The following is a 20355-nucleotide window of genomic DNA, read 5'->3' on the forward strand; positions in this document are numbered from 1 at the left end:
GAAAAACCAATTCGCGGAACCGTTCCGCCCCATCTTCCGTAAAACTCCCCAGCCACATGATGTAACGTGAAGCCATACCAATGAATCCACTGTCCCAGCGCCTCCGCAACGCAGAATCATCCGTCTTCGCAGCCGTCGCCCGCCGCCCGCCCAGTGGCTTCATCGAGCACGCCACCATCCGTCTCGTCTTCGTCAGCTTCATCGCCTTCGCATCCGCCACCTTTGTCCCCGGCACCATAGGCAAACTCTTCTGGATTCTGGCCTTCACGGCAATGTCCGTCCTGACCCTTTTCCTCATGATCCTCATCTGGCGATGGATCATGGGCCACATCCTCTGGAAGGTCCGCAACCGCCTCATCGTCACCTGTCTCCTCCTCGCGCTCGCGCCCATCCTCCTCTTCGGCACGCTCATCTCCATCGCCAGCTACGTCTTCGCCGGCCAGTTCGGCACCAGCGCCGCCATGACCGGCATCGATGAAGACCTCGCCCTCGCCTCGCATCGCTCCGACGCCATCGCCCACCTGCCCCTCTCCATCCTCACCAACGAAACAAACTTCGGCCGAGCCGGAGAACACAACGTCGCCCACGTCTGGGAGGATGGCACACTCCACACCCTCACCCCCCACGCTGCCTCAACCCAGCCCCCAGCCTCCGCACCAGCGAGCCCCTTCGCCACGCCTGCGCCTCCCGCATGGCTGCATCCCGGCTTCAGCGGACTCGTCGCCGCGGATGGCAAGCTCTACCTCTGCGCTGCCGGAGGAGCCCAGACCGACTCCCACTCCATCCTCGTGCTCGAATCCACACCCTTCGGCGAGGAGCAGGTCACCACCTTCGCCACCGGCCTCGGCTCGCTCAACATCAGCCCCGGCATCGGCGTCCACACCAGCCTCGGCGCAAACTACACAGAGGACGACAAAAAGAAGATCGATGACGAAGACGATCACGCCCAGTTCGCCGTCGGCAAGGAAACGGGCAAGGGAGAGATGAAAGATGACGATGGCAACGTAGTCGTCATCGCCAAGGCTGACGGCAACGCCGTCAAGCCCGTCTTCACCATCGGCAAGCCCGGCACCCCAAAGACGCCGCACCTCCACAAACACAAAACCGATTCCGACTTAGACGACGAGTTCAACTCCTTCACCTCGCTCCACGGCGGAACCCTCCCCCCAGCTCACAACTCCTTTGACTGGCCCGTCTTCGCCAGCTCCCCCCTGCAGGTCTACTCCTGGAAGACAGGCGAGAAGGTCGGCGCATGGATGATGATCCAGTCGCGCCCCTCGCTCCTCTACAAGCGTCTCTTCAGCAACTCGCTGGAGGTCGGCAGCTTCATCCGCATTGCGCTCGCCGTCACCGCAGCCACCTTCGGCATCCTGGAGCTTCTCGCGCTGCTCCTCGCCATCGGCCTCATCCGCACCATCACCGCCTCGGTGGCCGACCTCTACTTCGCCACCCGCCAGATCGAGACCGGCAATCTCCTCCATCGCATCCGCGTCAAACGCCGCGACCAGCTCGCCGCCCTCGCCACCTCCTTCAACACCATGTCCGGTTCACTCGCCGAGCTCATGGTGCAGCAGCGCGAAAAAGACCGCATGCAGAACGAGCTCAACATCGCCCACGAGGTTCAGAACAACCTCTTTCCCCACACCCCCATCGGCCTCCCCGGGCTCGAGCTCTACGGCATCTGCAACCCCGCCCGCACCATCGGCGGAGACTACTACGACTTCATCCCCATGGGCACCGCCCAGGTCTACCTCGCGCTCGGCGATATCAGCGGCAAGGGCATCTCTGCCGCCCTCCTCATGTCGTCCCTCTACTCCGCCGTCCGCGTCTACCTCCAGGGTGGCAACAAGAAGTCCATCACCGCCATCACCCCCAACGCCGCCCCCGCCCTGGCCGAGCCGCTCCCATCCCCCGGCAAGCTCCTCTCGCTCCTCAACCAGCACCTCTACTCCAGCACCCAGCCGGAGAAGTACGCCACCCTCTTCCTCGCCTCCTACGACAGCGCCACCCGCCGCCTCACCTACTCGAACGGCGGCCACCTCCCGCCACTAGTCCTGTGCTCAGACGGCAAGGTCACCCGTCTCGAAGCAGGCGGCTCAGTAGTAGGCCTGTTAGGCGGCATGGAGTACAAGGAAGCCACCGTCCAACTCAACCCCGGCGACCTCCTCATCGCCTACTCCGACGGCCTCACCGAGCCCGAACAGGACGGCATAGAGTTCGGCGAAGACCGCCTCATCGAAGTCATCCGCAAGAACCGCCACCGCCCCCTGCCCGCCATAGCCAACTACACCGTCCAATGCCTAAAAGACTGGATGGGCGACGGCGAACAACCCGACGACATCACCATAGTGTTTGCCAGATTGACATAGAGGGTTATGAACTCTCGGAGTTCTTCAGCTCTGGTCATCACCATAGTCTTCGCCCGCCTCACCTGACCCACTCGCCCATCCACCACAGCCGTCACACCCACGACGTCCGCCACCCCCCAAAAAAAAGCTCGTCATTCTGAGCGAAGCTCAGAACCTCCGTATTTGTCTTTGCCGTTGTTCTTGCTGTTGTCGCTGCATTTGCCGTTGCTCTTGCGGTTGTCGTTGCACTTGCACTTGTTTTTGTTTGTTTGTTTTAGCTCGTCATTCTGAGCGAAGCTCAGAACCTCCGTATTGGTTCTTGCCGTTGCCTGTTTTATCCCCCTCAAAACGCAAGCAGCGTCCCAAAACGGCACCCGCACAGCCTATCTTCGCTCACCACTCAATTCGTCATCTCACCCAGGCCTCAACCTTGCTACCCTGCACCCATGGAAAAGGGCGGTCACGTCTACATCCTCGCCAGCAAGGGAAAGCGCCTCTACACAGGCGTCACCTCTAACCTCCAGATCAGAGTCGCCCAACACAAATCCAAGCTTCACCCAACGTCCTTCACAGCCAGATACAACATCGATCGACTCGTCTACTACCAAGGCTTCGAAACCATCGAAGAAGCCATCCTCCGCGAATCACAGATCAAGAACATGCACCGCATCACAAAGATCCAACTCGTCGTCTCCCACAATCCCACCTGGCAAGATTTGAGCGCCGCATGGGGAACTCCAGCGCCATCGTTTGACGAGACAAAACTCTCCGCACCGGTCACGTTCTAGCTCAAAACCAACCAGCCCCACCAAGCATCGAACCCCGGGTGAAGAACTCCCCCATCCCCTGGCCCAGAATCCTCCAAGAAGCCCGCTCCCGCTTCAACATCAAGCATTTCCGCCCCGGCCAAAAGGAAGTCCTCGCCTCCGTCTTCGCAGGCCATAACACCCTGGCCCTCATGCCCACCGGCGCAGGCAAGTCCCTGACCTACCAACTCCCAGCCCTCTTCCTCCCCAAACCCGTCCTCGTCGTCAGCCCCCTCATCTCCCTCATGCAGGACCAGCAGGATAAAGCCGAGCAAGCCCACGTCCACGTAGAAAAGCTCAACTCCGCCAACACCGCAAAACAAGCCGCCGCAGCCACAAAAGAGATCGACGACCACGTCGCCCAGCTCATCTACGTCACCCCCGAGCGCCTCCAGGACCCCGCCTTCATCGCAGAACTCAAAGACGCCGGCGGCATCTCCCTCCTCGTCGTCGACGAAGCCCACACCATCCCGCAGTGGGGCCACGACTTCCGCCCCGCCTTCCTCTCCATCGGCAACGCCCGCAAAGCCCTGGGCGACCCGCCCGTCCTCGCCCTCACCGCCACCGCCACCGAGCAGGTCGCCCTCGAAATCCTCCAATCCCTCCACGCCGAGGACGCCACCCGCATCCACACCGGCATCGAGCGCGAGAACCTCTTCTTCTCCGTCCACCCCACCGTCTCGAACGAAGCCAAGCTAGCCCGCATCACCGATATGCTCACCCGCGAACAGGGAACCGGCATCATCTACACCGCCAGCGTCCGCGCCGCAGACGAGCTCTACCAGCACCTCACCGACCAGGGCATCTCCACCGCCCACTACCACGGCAAAATGAAGACCCGCGACCGCGAACTCATCCAGCAGGAGTTCATGCACGGCACCCACAAGGTCATGATCGCCACCAAAGCCTTCGGTCTTGGCATCGACAAGCCCGACATCCGCTTCGTCTACCACTACGAGTTCCCCGACTCGCTCGAAACCTACTACCAGGAGGCAGGCCGAGCCGGCCGCGACGGCCAACCCGCTCACGCCGTCCTCCTCTACCGCCTCGAAGACCGCAAGATCCAGAACTTCTTCCTCGCCGGCCGCTACCCCAAACCCCACGACCTCGAAGCCGTCTATCAGGCCATCGCACAAGGCAGCCACGAAGCAGAAGAGACCCCGGAACAAATCGCAGCCGAGGCCGAGGTCGGCAAACGCCGCACCCAGGTCATCCTCCACCTCCTCCTTGAAGCTGGTCTGATCCAAAAAGAGGGAACCACCTACACCCTCACCACCGCCGAGCCCCCCACCCCCGAAGCCCTCGAAGAACTCCTCAACACCTACATCGAACGCGCCGCCTCAGACAAAGCCCGCCTTGAAGAGATGATGCACTACGCCGAGACCCCCAACTGCCGCGTCCAGATCATCCGCGCCTACTTCGGCGAGCCCGAAGGCAACCCCTGCCTCCGCTGCGACAACTGCGCCCACACCCACGAGATCCCCCACCACCACGCGTTAGAAATCCTCGGTTACCACAAACAAAGCAGGGAAGCCGCCGAGCCAGAGAAGGAACCCAGCCAGGACGTCACCCACGTCCAAACCCCCTACGGCGAGATCCAGACCACAGCCCCCGAAACCCTCCTCCAACCCACCCAAGCGTCACCCTTCCAGAAGGGCGACGAGGTCCATCACGCCACCTTCGGCACCGGCAAGATCCTCAAGATAGAAGGAGAAACCATCACAGTAGACTTCATCAAAGCCGGCACCAAACGCCTCAAATCAGACTTCCTAACCGCCGCTTGAATCGCCACAACCGGGTGCCCCACGTCTCGCGTCTGAGACGTGGGTTTCCACAGCTCTACCCGGAGACCCTTACTCCCACTTAGCCGTCCGCTCCGTATTGTCCACAATCCCATGCGCCCGATCCACATGCAGGATCGCCCGATCCCTCAGCCCGCGGCTCTGCGGCACATCCTCCGCCTTGCTCAGGTCGTTATGCGCCGACCACAGCAGCTCGTTCGCCTTCCGGAACCGGTCATGCGGGCTCACATGCGCATCGATCGGGAACGGATCGTTCACGCCCTTCCCATCTTCGATCGCCGCCATCTTGATCTCGTTGATCGCCGCGTCGATCTCCCGGATCGCCGCATTGTCGTCATGCTTCACCGGCTGCCACGCCCATCCGTCATTCAGATAATGCCTCGCCGCCCTTAGATCGCTCAACGCATGAAGATACGCCGGATGCGGTCCCGGAACCTGCTGCGCTCCTGCAAAAGGCACCATCGCCGCCATCATTCCCGCTGCTGCTATCCACTTCAGATTCATACGCATAGCTTCATCTCCTTTCGGGTTTCGCACCCGCACCTCCATATACCCAGCCGCCCCCAACAAGTTGCGTGGAAATCCCGCGAACTGCCCCATCCTGCAACTTCCGTACCCCGTCCGCCCCGCGCACCCATGCGATACTAGCAACTGACATGTACAAGCGAGTTCTCCTCAAAATCTCCGGAGAAGCCCTGGCAGCGGGCTCCGGTTTCGGCATCGACGCGATCTTCATTCACAAAGTAGCCGAAGAGATCGCAGACGTTCACGCCCTCGGCTGCGAGATCGCCATCGTCGTCGGCGGCGGTAACTTCTTCCGCGGCGTAGCCCAGCAGGCCATTGACATGGATCGCGTCGCAGCCGATCACATGGGCATGCTGTCAACAGTGATCAATTCAATAGCATTGCAGGACGCAATCGAAAAGCGAGGCCTCTTCTGCCGCGTCATGTCCGCAATCGAGATGCACCAGGTCGCCGAGCCCTACATCCGCCGCAAGGCCATGCGCCACCTCGAAAAGGGCCGCATCGTCATCTTCGCCGCCGGCACCGGCAACCCCTACTTCTCCACCGACACCGCCGCCAGCCTCCGCGCCATGGAGATCAAGGCAGACATCCTCCTCAAAGCCACCTCCGTCGACGGTATCTACTCCGCCGACCCCAAGCGCGACCCCAAGGCCGTCCGTTACGAGACCATCTCCTACGACCAGATCCTCCGCGCCAACCTCAAGGTCATGGACACCACCGCCGTCTCCCTCTGCCGCGACAACAACATGCCCATGATGGTCTTCTCCATGCGCGAGCAGGGCAACATCACCCGCGTCGTAGCCGGCGAGCCCCTCGGAACCCTCGTGACTCCCTAGCTTCCTCGAAACCTCAAGGGTCTTCACGGTAAAGGCTTCACCTCCAAATAAAGCGTCGTCATTCTGAGCGAAGCTCAGAACCTCTGTATTGGCTGTTGCTTTTGCCGTTGCTTTTGCCGTTGCTTTTGCCGTTGCTTTTGCCGTTGCTTTTGCCGTTGCCTTTGCTCTTGCAGTTGCTGTTGTTCGTTTTAAGCGTCGTCATTCTGAGCGAAGCTCAGAACCTCCGTATTGGTTGTTGCCTTTGCTCTTGCAGTTGCTGGTGTTCGTTTTAAGCTCGTCATTCTGAGCGAAGCTCAGAACCTCCGTATTGGCACTCGCCTTTGCCGTTGCTCGTTTTACGCTGTTGCCGTTGTTTGTTCCACGCCGTCATCCTGAGCGAAGCGAAGGACCCATGTATTGGCAGTTGCATTACCGTTGCCTGCTTCTTCCCCCAAAAATCCACCCCGCCACAAACTTCTACCCTAAAAAAAGCGTCAGACTCTAGTAGTCCGGAACTTCAAGGAGAGCAAAATCTCGCCCACCGCCATACTTGAGCCAAACCACGCCCAAGCCGAGTCTTTCCCGGACCCGAACCCTCCCGCTCTGCCCTCCCGCAAGCCCGCCCTCCCAGCCCTCACCGGCCTCCGAACCCTCCTCGCCATCAACATCATGTTCTTCCACTTCACCCCGCCCCACCCCGCTTTCCTGACCCCCCTGCTGGACAACGCCTACGTCTTCGTCGGCTTCTTCTTCCTCATCTCCGGCTTCGTCCTCGCGTACAACTACGCAGACCGCCCCACGCTCTCCAAGCGCTCCTTCTGGGTAGCCCGCCTCTCCCGCGTCTACCCCGTCTATCTCCTGGTCCTCGCCCTCTCCATCCCTTTCGTCGTCATCGCGGAGCGACCCGCCCACACCTACTTCGACTGGATTCTCGGCATCGTCCTCACCCCCTTCGCCCTCCAGTCCTGGAGCCCCATCCTCGCCACCTACTGGAACACCGTAGCCTGGACCGTCCCGGCCGAGATCGCCCTCTACTTCCTCTTCCCCTACCTTCTCAAGCTCCTCAAGTCCGTGAATCACCGCATCGCCACCCCCGGCCGCCTCATAGCCCTCATCGGCGTCATCTGGATCGTCGGCCTCATCCCCCACACCACCTACCTCCTCCTCAATCCCGACCACCTCACCGCGCCCGCCACCCGTTACACCTATGCCTACTGGCTCCGCGCCCTCAAGTACAGCCCCCCGGCATACATCTGCACCTTCACCGCCGGCGTCCTGCTCGCCCGTCTCCACGGCATCCTCACCCTCAAGCCCGCCCACCGAACTCTCCTCGCAGCCATCGCCCTCGGCGGCCTCGCCCTCTTCTTCGCCACCGCCGTCGACCAGATCCCCTACGTCCTCATCCACGGCTGCCTGCTGCTCCCCCTCTTCGCCATGCTGCTCCTCGGCCTTGCCGGTCCCGGCGTCATCACCTCCGCCTTCTCCTGGAAGCCCCTGGTCAAGATCGGCGAGACCACCTTCTCGCTCTATCTCATCCACTTCAACGCCTTCCTGCTCATCCACTACTACCACCTGCCGGAGCGCCTCCACATCGCCCGCTTCGACCCCTGGATCTCCTACATCGTGATCATCGCCGTAGCCTTCGGCATCCTGCGCTTCTACGAAGGCCCCGCCCGCAAGTTCGTCCTCAAAACCTTCACCCCCAACCCCGCCTAGCCAGACATCCCCCTCCCAAGCCACCTCAAAATCCTCCGTGCCCCATCCATCGCAGCTTCACGCGATGGGTGGGAAACATGCAGCTCATAAAGCCTCAAAGCCGTTGCCGTTGCCGTTGCCGTTGCCGTTGCCGTTGCCGTTCGGATTAGAGGGGGCCTTCAGGCCCCCGTCCCGAGCCCACAAAGAAAGTGGGCTTCAGCCCCGGGTCGTTGCCGTTGCAGCCCCCCGCCGTCTGCCGCGCTGCAAGCGCACACCCACTACCCATCAGCCATCCCCGCTCATTCAATGAAGAAGAGAACACCACCCAAAACAAAAAGGCCCTGCCGCAATGGCAGGGCCTTTCTGTCGTACCAAACTACTCTTAGTTCGCGTTGACCACTTCCGTAGCATGCGACCCATTCGCCACAGACACCGCGCAGGTCGGAAGCGTCTGCGCCGTATACGGTGTGCCCTGGACTGAGGTCAGCGAGCCCGTATGCGGATTCAACTGCTCGGCCGAAACGGTTGGGTCCGTGTTGTTGGAGGTGTACAGATAAATACCCAGTGCAGGCTCGACCGTCACGCACGTCGGTCCGGTTGAAACCTGCGTCGTACCCGCCACACCGGAGAGTGCTCCGTTGCCCTGGTTGATCGCGTAGGCCGAAACCGTGCTGTCGCCAAAGTTAGCCACGTACAGGAACAGGCCGCGGGGATCGATCGTCAGACCCAGCGGGAACTGCCCGGTCGAAAACGGTGAGCTGGAGTTGGACTGCAGCGCGCCGTTGGTGATCACGTTGAAGGCGTAAAGCTGGTTCGTCGCCTGGTCGGTTACGTAGACGAAGTGGGCGGAAGGATCTTCCGCAATCGCACTCGGCGTCGTACCCACCTTGAAGCCGGTCAACGTCGTCGCATTCACGGTAGCCGTACCCGCAATCGGGATCAGCGTGCCGTTCTCCGTGCCGCTTGCAGGCCCGTTGCTGAACGCAAGGATATTGCCGACGTTGCTCGTGACACCATTGCTTGTCGTCGTATCCTGCTCCACCACGTAAACGAAGTTATGCAGCAGGCTCGCCGTCACGCCCACCGGGCTCATGCCCGTCGGGAAGTAGGGAAGCGGATTCGCTGCCGTCGTGCCCACCGTCGTATTCGTCACCGGAGCACCCAGCGCGCCGGTCGAGGCCGTGATCGGGAACACCGCAATGCCGCCAGGTCCCGGACGAGCCGACGTGTAGCCGTTCTGGTAGGTAAACGTCACGTACAGGTAGCTGCCGGTCCCGTCGATCGCCGCCGCGGTCGGGAAGCTCCCGATCAGACCGTTGCCCTGCACCACGTTGGTCGTCGCCTGGGGGAACAGCTTACCGTCCGTACCCACTGCAAACGCCACCACCGTGGAGGTGTCATGGTTCAGAACATAGATGTACTTGCCGTTGGGCGAGGCCACCAGCGTCACAGGGTTGCTGCCGCCCGAAGGAATCGGAGAGTCAGCCAACTGCTGCAGCGCGCCCGACTGGTAGTCGATCGAATAAGCGTTGATCACGCCGCTCGTCGTCCTCGTCGCCGATGTCGCGTACAGGTACGCAACCGTAAAGTCACGGCTGCATGCCGTCATTCCCAGTCCCAACGCCATCGATACCATTAAGGCCTTCGCAACACGGCCCGTGCTATTCCACTTCATGCGCTTCCCTTACTCCCGGGCCAGGGTACAGCCCGCAATCCATCCTGAGGTTCTAATCCAAAATTCAAGTGAGACAGCCGCCAGCAGCGGAACCTTACAGGCTTCCGCTGATGGCCAGGCACGTTGACTTCATCGTCGACGGGAACGTCGAGCCGCGCTGCAGAGGTGCAAGCACCCCGCGGTTCTGGTCGATGATCTTGCCCGTGATCGTGCCGTCCGTGTTGTTCGACGTATACAGATACTGGTTGCTCGGATCCTGTGCGAGACACACCGGCCCGGAGCCCGTCGAGTACGGGTTCGAGGAGTCCGAAAGCGTAGCGATCTGGCCCAGCGAGTTGATCGTGAACGCAGAGATCGAGCTTGCCGTCGGAGACTGCGTGCCGCCGGTCGAGCCCTGGTTGATCACGTACAGGAAGTGGCCGTTTGAGCTCACGATCGAGTTCACCGGCTGCAGCGTGGTCGCTACGTTCGCCGTCTGGCTGCCGTTGATCTGCGCCAGCGAGCAGGCCGTACCGCCCGCCTGGAAGGAGTAAATCTGGTTCTGACCGGAGTCCGTCAGATAGATGAACCCAGCCGAGCCGCTCGTGTTGATGGAACTCAACTGCACCGCGCTGCCATTGCCGATCGACTGCGATCCCGTCGTCGCCAGCGTCAGCTGGCCCGTCGTCGAGCTCTGCACATACGCATAGACCGAGTTCGCATTCATCGTATACAGGCAGCCGCCCGATCCAACCTTCGTCATGATCGGGCTCGCCGAGACAGAGAAGTAGGCCGTCGGAGTGCCGTTCGCATTCTTGATCGCCGCGTTGGGCAGCAAGGCGAGACGGCCGGTATCGGCAGCCACGGTAAACGCCGTGATCGAACCGTTACCCGTCGCGTCCGGAGCATACTTGTCCAGCACGTACAGGAAGTTGCCGGTCGAATCCAGGGTCGCCCACATCGGGTGAACACCTTGGCTGGTGAACGTCTGCTGGAACGTCAACGTACCGTCGCCGCCAACCGAATACTCGGAGATGTTGCCCGCCACGGACTGCGACGCATTGGCAGTAGCCGTCGGAGCAACCGTGTCGTTCGAACCCTGGTTGATCACATAGACGAAACGCCCGCCCGGCTTGACCAGAATCGTAACCGGATTCGTGCCCCCGGACGAGAACGGAGACTGCGGAATGGCCGTCAGATTGCCCGTAAAGTCGTCGATCAGAAAGCCCGAAATCTGGTTGTAATAAGTCCCCAGAGCCCACAAATATCCGATGGTGCCGCCGCCACAAGCCGTCATGCCCAAACCGAGTGATGCTGACGCTACCAAAGCCGATACGATCCGGCCAATCTTGCTGAACTTCATGCGCTTCCTTATGCCTCGCCTGTGAAACGGCTCGCGAGCAAACTAATGTTGGGGTCTGTTCCTCAGATTATTGTAGAAGCTGAATGGACTTTATGCCACTTTCCATAGAGTCAATCCAGAGCATTCCACACACGGTCAACGGTGGCCTTTGGACGGAAACGCCCTTTCCTTCGTTAGCGAACCTCCCAAACTTCCACAAATAACCCCCTCACAAACAGAAAGGCCCAGGCAAAAAGCCCGGACCCTGCTCTAACTGACCACTGATCCCTGACCACTGATCCCTGCCTCTACCACACCCGGCAGCTCTTCTCCGGCATCATCGGCTGGCCAACCTTGCAGCTGAAAGCCTTGCCGAACTCGTCGAAGTTCTGCACCGTCCCGTCCGTCCGCCACTTGCCCGGGCTGTGCGGATCGGTCTTCGCCAGCACGCGCGCAGACTGCTCCGTCTGGTTGGAGCACCAGACCTGCCCAAAGCTGATGAAGAACCGCTGCGCCGGCGTGTAGCCATCAATCTGGCTCGTAGGCGAGATGCCCTGCTTCGCCATCACCTGCTGCAGCGCCTGGTACGCAATCCGGATGCCGCCGTTGTCAGCCGAGTTCTCACCCAGCGTCAACCGCCCATTCAGATTCTGCCCCTCAGCCACGTTGAACCCGCTGTACTCGTCCGCAACGCACTTAGTCCGCTCGTCGAACTTCTTCTGATCCTCCGGCGTAAACCAGCTTCCCAGCGTTCCATCCGTGTTGTACTTCACATTGCCGGTCGGCCCATACTTGGAGCCCTGGTCGTCGAACCCGTGCGTCATCTCATGTCCAATGACCACACCGATCCCGCCAAAGTTCACCGCCGGGTCCTTCGTGTTGTCGAAGAACGGAGGCTGCAGAATCCCGGCAGGGAAGTTGATGTCGTTCTGCGGCGGGTTGTAGTAGGCGTTCACCGTCGGCGGCGTCATGCCCCACTCGGTCTCATCCACCGGCTTGCCCAGGCGGCCCAGGTTGCGGTTCCGCTCGAACACGGAGTTCCGCGCCAGGTTCCCGACGAAGTCATCCCGCTTCACCGTCAGCTTGCTGTAGTCGCGCCACGTCTCCGGATACCCGATCTTCTGCCGGAACGCCACCAGCTTCTTCTCCGCCTCGACCTTCGTCTCGGGGCTCATCCACGGAAGCTGCTGAATATCCTGATCGAGCGCCTTGCGCAGCGCAGCAACCAGCTTCTCCATATTCGCCTTCGCATCGGGCGGGAAGTTCTCCTTCACCCAGTCCTGCCCCACAGCCTCACCCAGCGCGCCATCGGTCAGGCGAGTGCAACGCTTGTACCGTGGCTGCTGTTCCTTCTGCCCGGTCAGCGTTTTGGCAAAAAAGTTGAAGTTCTCATCCACAAACGGCTCCGAAAGATAGGCAGCCGCGCCATGCAGCACATGCCAGCGCATGTACGTCTTCAGCGCCTCCAGGCTCTCCGTATCCACCAGCGTATTCACCGTCTTCACAAAGCCCGGCGAGCTCACGTTGATCGTCGTCGCCTGCGCCACGCCCACGCCCGTCAGGAACACGTGCCAGTCAAAGTCCGGGCTCAGCTCCTGCAACTGCGCAATCGTCGTGATGTGATAACGCGCAGCAGGATCGCGCATCTCCGTCCGGCTCATCGAGCCCTTCGCCAGCGCCGTCTCAATCCGCATCACGTCCGCAGCCTCGGTCGCAGCCTTTTCCGGCGTATCGCCCATCAGCACGAACATCTTCGTCACGTGGTCCACATACTGCTCGCGAATCTTCGCATTCCGAGCATCGTCGGACAGATAGTATTCGCGGTCGGGAAGCGTCAGCCCGCCCTGGCCCGTCTGCAGAATCTGCTTGCTGGAGTCCTTCTGGTCCTGGCCCACGGCCACCCCAAACAGGAAGCCAGACCCGTACGTGTTCTCGAGCGCCACATCCAGCGCCGCCAGCTTCTTCTTGTCCGTAAGCTCCGCAATCTGCGCCAGCTCCGGCTGAATCGGCTTCACGCCCAGCTCGTTCACCCGCTTCACGTCCATGCAGGCCGCGTAGTAGTTGCCGTACTTGGTCTGCAGCGGAGTCTTCGGATTCGCAGCCGCGGCGGACAGTTCCTTCCACAGCAGGTACTGGTTCTGCTCGCCCAGCGTATTGAAGCTGCCCCAGCGAGTCTCGGTCGGCGGAATCGGATTGTTCTTGATCCAGTTGCCGCAAGCGTACTGGTAGAAGTCCGTACAAGGATCGGCCGTCTTGTCGATCGAGCTCAGATCGAAGCTCATCGGCTTCTTCGGAGCCGAAGTCGGCCCATTATCGTCCGTTGAAACCACGTTCTGGCCCAAAGCACTGCCGCCCGCAAGCAGCGTGCCGGAGAGGAGGAGGTACGAAGCAACTGACTGAATACGCATGAAACTCCTGGATGAAAGGTGAAGATTGCCTGAAAGAAAAACGAAGGAATAGCGGAAGATTACCCCAAACCACACCCCGCCCGATAGCGGAATCCTCGCAACCCAAAAAATTCCATATATCAGCCGCCCAGCACGGCCCAAAAAGAGAAAGACGAACCAGAGCTCTCGCCCCAATCCGCCTTAATCCTTCTTTCCCTTTTATCCTCGTTACGCCGTTCGCCCGAACCCTAGAAGATCTTCAAGTGAATCGTCAGATACTTCTTCGGGTCCTGCCGAATCGTCGTCACCAGCAGCGTGCTCTCCGTCAGCAGCTTGTTCAGGTTCGTATAAGCCTGGTCGTCGTTGGCGAGCTTGCCCAGCGTCCCCTTGCCCTGGTTCACGCCAGCCACAATCGCATTCGTATTGCTCAAAGTATCCCGCAGTTGCTGCGCAAACGCCGGATCGTTGATCAACATTCCCGCCGCGCCCTTGCCGTTCTGCACATCGCCCAGCAGCGCATTGGTCTTGGTCAGCGTGGCGTTCAGGTTGTTGTAGAGCGTCTCGTCATACAGCAGCTTGCCCGCAGTCCCATGCCCGCCCTGCAGCGACGTCGCAATCTGGTCCAGCTTGCCCGCCGCATCGTTCAGCCGGTTGTACATCGTATCGTCCGTCACCAGCTTGCCGATCGAGCCCTTACCGTTATTCAGGTTCACTTCCAGCGTATGCAGCTCTTCGACCGTCGCATTCGCCTTGTTATAAAGGTCCGGGTTATTGATCAACTGCCCCACGGAGCCCTTGCCCGACTGAAGATTGTCCACAATCGTATTCATCTTCGCCAGAATCACGTTCAACTGTTCGATCGTCCCCTGGCTCGCCTTCACCACATCCGTAATGCTCGGCGTCTCCAGCGTATGCAGCTCATCGCCATCCTTCAGCGGAGCGCCATGCGCCACCTGGCTGTTGATGTCCACCACCGTATCGCCCAGCACGCCCACCGTCGTCAGTGCCGCAGTCGAGTCTTCCTTCAACTCAGACTGATACTTGCTGTCCAGCTTCATCACCACCCGCACCGGCGTCAGCTTGCGCGCCGGATCGGCCGTCACGGAAACACTCTTCACCGCGCCGATCGTCACCCCTTGAAGATTGACCGCAGCGCCTTCCTTGATGCCGGCCGCGTTCTCAAAATAGACGCTCACCGTAAGCTTCTTCGAAAGTACACCCAACCCCGAAGAGCTCGTCATCAGGAACAGCAGCGTCACCAGGATCACAGCCGCGACCAGCACGATCACCCCAATCTTCAGTTGCGACCATCGAACCTCCTGCTGACTCGGCATAGCTCTCCTTGAAATCCGTCCCCTGCCACTAACTAATCCCGAGAATACAACAGCATGCAGCCGCACCTCGGACGCAGCGCAGGCCCACGAAATAGATTCCCGTGCCTAAGATGGATGCCAAAACGCGCCCCCAAGTTTCAAACACTCGCACTCTGCCCCACCACTACCCCATCACTGCCTCCTCACTGCTCCATCACTGCAGGTCTCACTGCTCCATAATCACCACCGCCATCGCCAGCTCCCGAGAGTGCGTCAAGCTCAAAGAGATCCTCACCACCCCCATCGCTTTCGCCAACTCCGCCGCACGCCCGCTCAGGTGCAGCGTCGGCCTCTGCCCTGGCTCCCGCCGCACCTCGAACTCCTTCCAGCTCACCCCCCGGCTGATCCCCGTCCCCAGCGCCTTGGCCCCAGCCTCCTTCGCCGCAAACCGCGCCGCAAAGCTCTCACCCGACCCCTTCTTCCGCAGGCAATACGCCTGTTCCCCAGCCGTAAACACCCGCTCCAGAAACCGCTCGCCAAACCGCGCGATGCTCCGTTCCACCCGCCCAATCTCCGTCAGATCCGTCCCAATTCCCATCACCATTTCAGGTCCCTCCATACCATCTTCGTTCGACCGGGGCTCAAACGTCACGTGACAACCGTGCCCCCCTGTCATGAACAGAACTGCGCCACACGTCCCATCACTCCGATAATGCCTCTGTAGCCAAACATGGCGCGGTCCAAGGAGAACAGGGAACTCATGCAGACACTCGATCTACAGGCTTACAGCTACGAAGACCGCCAGGGCCTCATCCCTGCCCTCACTCAGGCCTTCACCCACTCCGGCGGCTGGGTGCTTGAGCGCACCACCACCTCCACCAGCACCATCGAGTTCCGCCTCGAAATCCAGCTTCGCGGCATCGCAGACCTTTACGCCGCTCTCGTCGAAGCCGGCATCGAGCTCACCCGCACCGCCCACGCCACCCTCACCGACCTCTGCACCTGCCGCCAGCACGTCATGCGCACCGCCCAGCCCAACCGCGTCATCAGCCTCCGCCTTGAGCTCAGCTTCCTGGACGACGTAACCCTCCACTCCCTTATGATGACCGGCTCCAGCCTCGCCTGATCCCCAACTCAGCAACATCCCGCCATAAGAATGTTCGTCTCACAAAAAGTTCGAACGTTCTCAGAATTTCATCTCCGCCACCCCCAAAATCCGCATCCCTCTCCTTACAAGCGGCACGTCCGCACAAGGAGATTCGTCCCATGACCGACTATCGCGTAGCCCCTGGTGATTCCCAGGAAGATCAAGTCACCGCAGCCATCGAGCAGGTCACATCCAAAGTCCCGTCCAGCATCTTCCTCGGTGCCGCCATCGCCTCCATCCTCGGCTCGGTCGCCTTCAAGGCCGCCAAGAAGGAGCATGAGGCCCTCTTCATCGGCCAGTGGGTCGCCCCGTTCCTCATCCTCGGCCTCTACAACAAGATGGTGAAGCAGCACGGCTCAGACGCAGCCAGCAGCCAAAAAGCCAGCTACTAAACTCATCAGCAGAAGAATGGCCTCGGAGCACCCCTCCGAGGCCATATCGTTTTTGCCGTTCACTGCTCCTTCACTACAAGTCCACTGCCCTCCCACTACCCCATCACTGCTCTTCCACTACCCCATCACCGCCACTTGATATTGCACCCCAGACTGGTCTTCTGCTCCACCCCAGGCGTCCGCCCCGCAACCACCTCATCCATAGCCCGCCGCAGATCCACCCCCGTCACCGGCTCGTCATTCCCAGAATCCCCACGCCGAGGCCGGCTCCCATCCAGTTGCCCCCGATAAACCAGCCTCATCCCCGCATCGAACAAAAAGAAATCAGGCGTACAAGCCGCGTCATAAGACCGCGCCACCTCCTGCGATTCATCCAGCAGGTAAGGGAACCGCCACCCCAGCCGCTCCGCCTGCTTCTTCATCTCTTCCGGCCCATCCTGTGGATACGCCACAATGTCGTTGGAGCTGATCGCCGCAATCGCAATCTTCCCCTGGTAGTCCACCCCGATCCGCGCCAGCTCCACCTCCACATGCTTCACATACGGACAATGCACGCACACGAACATCACCAGCAACCCATGCCGCCCACTCTTTGGAGCCCCACTACCCGCCGTCAGATTCGTCTGATCGGACATCGCATCGTCCCAGGCCAGCGCCAGCACATCATCCCGCCCCATAGCCCGCCCGCTCACCACATCCCGCAGCTCAAAGGGCGGAGCAACCGTCCCCAACTCCACCATTGTTGACTCCGTCTTAGACATCGGTATCTCCTCCAGACCATCATAGGCCGCTCGCCACCGCCACTTAAGCAAAGGTCGTCATTCTGAGTAAAGGTCGTCATTCTGAGCGAAGCTCAGAACCTCCGTATTGGCATCTGCTGTTGCCGTTGCAATTGCCGTCGCCGTTGCAGTTGCCGTCGCCGTCGCCGTTGCCGTTGCCGTTGCCGTTGCCGTTGCCGTTGCCGTTGCCGTTGCCGTTGCCGTTGCCGTTGCCGTCGCCGTTCGGATTAGAGGGGGCCTTCAGGCCCCCGTCAAAGCCCCACAAAAAAAGGGGCTTCAGCCCCGGGCTCTTGCCTTGCACCTGCCACCCAAACCCAAACCATTCCCACCCCGGGAATCCCCCCGTCCATCCCACCTTCGATCCTTGCCCACCCCATCCCCATCGAGTATCGTGACAGCACTCCCATGCGCCTAAGCAACCTCCTCCCGGCTCTCATGCTCCTCGCCACCACCCTCGCACCCGCCCAGCAGCCCAGCCTCACCACCTTCGCCCCCCTCGCAGGCCACCGCCCCACCTGGGCCATCCCCACAAACGATCGCGGCCCCATCCCCGACGCAACCCCCATCCCCCTCATCCTCGCCCTCACCCGCTCGCCCGAGCGCCAATCCGCCTTCGACCAGCTCCTCATCGCCCAACAAAATCCCGCCTCCCCGAGCTATCACCACTGGCTCACCCCCACCCAGATCGGCGAGCAGTTCGGCCCCACCCCCCAGGACCTCGAAGCCGTCACCACCTGGCTCACCTCCCGCGGCATCACCATAGAAGCCATCACCCCCAGCCGAACCTACATCCAGGCCACCGCCCCCGCAGCCATAGTCTCCGCCGCCTTCCAGACCAGCCTCCACACCTACACGCTAGGCACCCGCACCACGCAAGCCCCCACCTCAGACCCCATCATCCCCGCCGCCCTAACCCCCGTCATCGCCTACATCAGCGGCCTAACCCAAACCCCATTCCACACCAGCCTCCACCAGACCGCCCCAATCCCGGTGGCCCAAACCAACCTGAGCCCCGACTACACCCTCAGCAGCGGCGCCGTCCACCTCCTCGCCCCCACCGACTTCGCCATCGCCTACGACGTCACCCCGGTCTACACCGCAGGCACCACCGGCACCGGCCAGCGCGTCGCCATCGTCGGCGGCTCCCGCCTCCTGCCCTCCGACCTCACCACCTGGGAGTCCCTCTCCGGCCTCCCCGCCGCCCAGCCCACCTACATCGTCCCCACCGGCACCGGCTTCGCAGACCCCGGCATGACCAGCAACACCGACCAGGGTGAAGGCACACTCGACTTCGAGCGCGTCTACGGCACCGCCCCTGGCGTCTCCGTCGACCAGATCATCTCCACCAACTGGCTCAACGGCACCGTCACGGAAAACCTCATCCTCTACGCCATCAACACCGTCCGAGACCCCATCCTCTCCCTCAGCTTCGGTGCCTGCGAGGCCCAGCAGACCCCCGCATACATCAACTACGAAAGCAGCGTCTTCGCCCAGGCCGCCGCCCAGGGCATCGGCGTCTTCGTCTCCTCAGGCGACGCGGGAGCCGCAGGCTGCGAATCCCAGGGCACACCCCCCGCCACCCAGGCGCTCTCCATCTCGGACCTCTGCGCCTCACAATACGTCACCTGCGTCGGCGGAACCCAGTTCTCGGACCTCACCGCCACCGCCTCCTACTGGTCCACCACCAACAACGCCACCAACCACTCCTCCATCCTCAGTTACATCCCGGAAGGAGCTTGGAACGAGCCCACCAGCACCACCCCCGCGACACCCTTCGTCGTCGGCGCATCCGGCGGAGGCAAGAGCACTGTCATCGCCAAACCCACCTACCAGGCCGGCACCGGCGTCCCCGCAGACGCCGCCCGTGACGTCCCCGACATCTCCTTCTCCGCCTCCACCCACAACGGCTACTTCTCCTGCCTCGCCTACGCCGGTGCCGACTGCACCAAGAGCCTCCTCGCCTTCGGAGGCACCTCCGCCTCCGCCCCCTCCATGGCCGGCGTAGCCGCCCTCCTCAACCAGAAACTAGGCGCAGCCCAGGGCAACCTCAACCCACTCCTCTACCGCCTTGCCGCCAGCACCCCCACCGCCTTCCACGACCCCACCCCAGCCACCAGCGGCGTGTCTTCCTGCACCACCACCACCGCCAGCACCTGCAACAACTCCACGCCATCCGCCACAGCCCTCACCGGCGGCCTCGCCGGCTTCCCCCTCACCACCGGCTACGACCAGGTCACCGGCCTCGGCTCGCTCGACGTCTCCGCCTTCCTCACCGCCGCCACCCCCGCCATCACCCCCACCCCCACCTTCACGCTGGTCCCCACCACCACCGCCCTTTCGACCACCGCAGGAACCCCCATCACGGATGTCATCAACATAGCCACCACTAGCAACTTCACCGGTCAGATCGCCTTCACCTGCGCCGTCTCGCCCGTCACCTCCATCACTCCCACGTGCACCATCACCCCCGCCAGCCTCGCATACCCCGCCACCACCTCCACCACCCTCACCATCGGCAGCACAGCCCCCCACGCCAACCTCAGCCCGCGAGCCGCCATAGCCTTCGCCGCCATCTTCCTCCTGGCCATCACCCGCCGCCGCAAAACTCTCCGCCCCGCCCTTGCCTCCTTGGCGACCCTCCTCTTCCTGGCCGGTTGCGGCAGCGGCGGCAGCAACGGCACCTCCACCCCCACCACCCTCACCGGAGGCACCACCCCCGGCACCTACACCGTCACAGTAACCGCCAGCACCGCTACCCCTACCACCACCCTAAGCATCTCTACCAACCTCACCCTCATCGTCAACTAGAGGCACTGGCCTTCGCCTTGGCAGCCCTTCTCCCTGGCTGGCCTTCGCTCTGCGAGACCTTATCTCTGGCCGGCCTCGCAGCATCCGCCCTGAACGTTTTTGCCCCGCTCGCTCCGGTTGCCCGCTCGCCCCGCAGCACCAACAGAAGTCCACGGACAGGCCCGAACCCTGAGCGCTGAAGGCGCGACGACATAACAGCCTAGGCCGAAGGCCTAGGTACACGGCCACCAAAGCTCCAAGGGCTGAAGGCCCGACACATAGAGGGCTGCACAAACGTCTAATCCTCGCGTCACCTCCGATTCGCCAACAAATTTTCCGCCAAGCAACAACCATGGTGAATAAACATCCATTTGCGGTGTACTTGCGGCAATTTATGGTGACATTCGCACCACAAATCGTCTCTCACCTGCCTAAGAAACCCAAATAAAACACCCCAAAACCCTAACCAAACCCTAAAACTCACCACAATCCCCCACAACTCACCACAAACCCCAAGGTTTACCTTCTAGCCACTAACCTTTGGTCGGACCACTCACCCTCAC

17 protein-coding genes are annotated in these 20355 nt (G+C 61.5%); 9 read left to right on the forward strand and 8 right to left on the reverse strand.

Annotation, left to right across the window (positions count from 1 at the left end):
- Nucleotides 1-80 precede the first annotated feature (80 nt).
- From ACIX9_RS23485 to ACIX9_RS03845, 3 genes are all read left to right on the forward strand, one after another.
- Nucleotides 81-2369, forward strand: a complete 2289-nt coding sequence (locus ACIX9_RS23485; RefSeq protein ID WP_013579159.1) for a SpoIIE family protein phosphatase — start codon at nt 81-83, stop codon at nt 2367-2369.
- Nucleotides 2370-2794: 425 nt separating this feature from the next.
- Nucleotides 2795-3136 (forward strand): GIY-YIG nuclease family protein, encoded by a 342-nt coding sequence (locus tag ACIX9_RS03840; RefSeq protein WP_013579160.1) that lies wholly within the window; start codon nt 2795-2797, stop codon nt 3134-3136.
- 38 nt (nt 3137-3174) lie between these two features.
- On the forward strand, nt 3175-4938 hold the full coding sequence (locus ACIX9_RS03845) for a RecQ family ATP-dependent DNA helicase (RefSeq protein WP_013579161.1): 1764 nt from the start codon (nt 3175-3177) through the stop codon (nt 4936-4938).
- Between the two features lie 69 nt (nt 4939-5007).
- Here the strand turns inward: ACIX9_RS03845 and ACIX9_RS03850 are convergent, their stop codons facing one another.
- A complete protein-coding gene (locus ACIX9_RS03850; RefSeq protein WP_013579162.1) occupies nt 5008-5466 on the reverse strand; it encodes a hypothetical protein in 459 nt (152 codons plus the stop codon).
- A gap of 146 nt (nt 5467-5612) precedes the next feature.
- On the opposite strand from ACIX9_RS03850, the gene pyrH reads away from it, so the two are divergent.
- From pyrH to ACIX9_RS03860, 3 genes are all read left to right on the forward strand, one after another.
- Complete coding sequence (gene pyrH / locus ACIX9_RS03855) at nt 5613-6317, forward strand: UMP kinase (RefSeq protein WP_013579163.1); 705 nt, start codon at nt 5613-5615, stop codon at nt 6315-6317.
- A gap of 88 nt (nt 6318-6405) precedes the next feature.
- On the forward strand, nt 6406-6603 hold the full coding sequence (locus ACIX9_RS25585; RefSeq protein WP_157477267.1) for a hypothetical protein: 198 nt from the start codon (nt 6406-6408) through the stop codon (nt 6601-6603).
- 239 nt (nt 6604-6842) lie between these two features.
- A complete protein-coding gene (locus tag ACIX9_RS03860; protein ID WP_049789201.1) occupies nt 6843-8012 on the forward strand; it encodes an acyltransferase family protein in 1170 nt (389 codons plus the stop codon).
- 361 nt (nt 8013-8373) lie between these two features.
- Here ACIX9_RS03860 and ACIX9_RS03865 read toward each other — a convergent pair whose 3' ends face one another.
- The 5 genes from ACIX9_RS03865 to acpS all read right to left on the reverse strand — a co-directional run bounded on the left by ACIX9_RS03865 (nt 8374) and on the right by acpS (nt 15291).
- Nucleotides 8374-9618: a lactonase family protein gene (locus ACIX9_RS03865; RefSeq protein ID WP_198152152.1), complete on the reverse strand. Its 1245-nt coding sequence runs from the start codon at nt 9616-9618 to the stop codon at nt 8374-8376.
- Between the two features lie 142 nt (nt 9619-9760).
- Entirely contained in the window at nt 9761-11008 is a 1248-nt protein-coding gene (locus ACIX9_RS03870) for a lactonase family protein (protein ID WP_013579168.1), read from the reverse strand.
- A gap of 287 nt (nt 11009-11295) precedes the next feature.
- The gene (locus tag ACIX9_RS03875; protein ID WP_013579169.1) at nt 11296-13395 is read right to left on the reverse strand and encodes a M13 family metallopeptidase; all 2100 of its coding nucleotides are present in this window, start codon (nt 13393-13395) and stop codon (nt 11296-11298) included.
- 227 nt (nt 13396-13622) lie between these two features.
- Nucleotides 13623-14708 (reverse strand): MlaD family protein, encoded by a 1086-nt coding sequence (locus ACIX9_RS03880; RefSeq protein ID WP_013579170.1) that lies wholly within the window; start codon nt 14706-14708, stop codon nt 13623-13625.
- 205 nt (nt 14709-14913) lie between these two features.
- Nucleotides 14914-15291 (reverse strand): holo-ACP synthase, encoded by a 378-nt coding sequence (gene acpS, locus ACIX9_RS03885; RefSeq protein WP_013579171.1) that lies wholly within the window; start codon nt 15289-15291, stop codon nt 14914-14916.
- Between the two features lie 156 nt (nt 15292-15447).
- Between acpS and ACIX9_RS03890 the strand changes: the two genes are divergently transcribed.
- Both ACIX9_RS03890 and ACIX9_RS03895 read left to right on the forward strand, forming a co-directional pair.
- Nucleotides 15448-15813, forward strand: a complete 366-nt coding sequence (locus tag ACIX9_RS03890; RefSeq protein ID WP_013579172.1) for a hypothetical protein — start codon at nt 15448-15450, stop codon at nt 15811-15813.
- Between the two features lie 140 nt (nt 15814-15953).
- Nucleotides 15954-16226 carry a hypothetical protein gene (locus ACIX9_RS03895; protein ID WP_013579173.1) on the forward strand — a complete coding sequence of 91 codons (273 nt, stop codon included), beginning with the start codon at nt 15954-15956 and terminating at the stop codon, nt 16224-16226.
- Between the two features lie 125 nt (nt 16227-16351).
- On the opposite strand, the gene ACIX9_RS03900 is transcribed toward ACIX9_RS03895, so the two are convergent.
- The gene (locus ACIX9_RS03900; RefSeq protein WP_013579174.1) at nt 16352-16987 is read right to left on the reverse strand and encodes a thioredoxin family protein; all 636 of its coding nucleotides are present in this window, start codon (nt 16985-16987) and stop codon (nt 16352-16354) included.
- A gap of 76 nt (nt 16988-17063) precedes the next feature.
- Nucleotides 17064-17360: a hypothetical protein gene (locus ACIX9_RS26280; RefSeq protein WP_013579175.1), complete on the reverse strand. Its 297-nt coding sequence runs from the start codon at nt 17358-17360 to the stop codon at nt 17064-17066.
- A 50-nt stretch (nt 17361-17410) separates the two neighbouring features.
- On the opposite strand from ACIX9_RS26280, the gene ACIX9_RS27280 reads away from it, so the two are divergent.
- Nucleotides 17411-19813 carry a S53 family peptidase gene (locus tag ACIX9_RS27280; protein WP_013579176.1) on the forward strand — a complete coding sequence of 801 codons (2403 nt, stop codon included), beginning with the start codon at nt 17411-17413 and terminating at the stop codon, nt 19811-19813.
- Nucleotides 19814-20355 lie beyond the last annotated feature (542 nt).

This window comes from Granulicella tundricola MP5ACTX9 (assembly GCF_000178975.2).
Lineage (GTDB): Bacteria > Acidobacteriota > Terriglobia > Terriglobales > Acidobacteriaceae > Edaphobacter > Edaphobacter tundricola.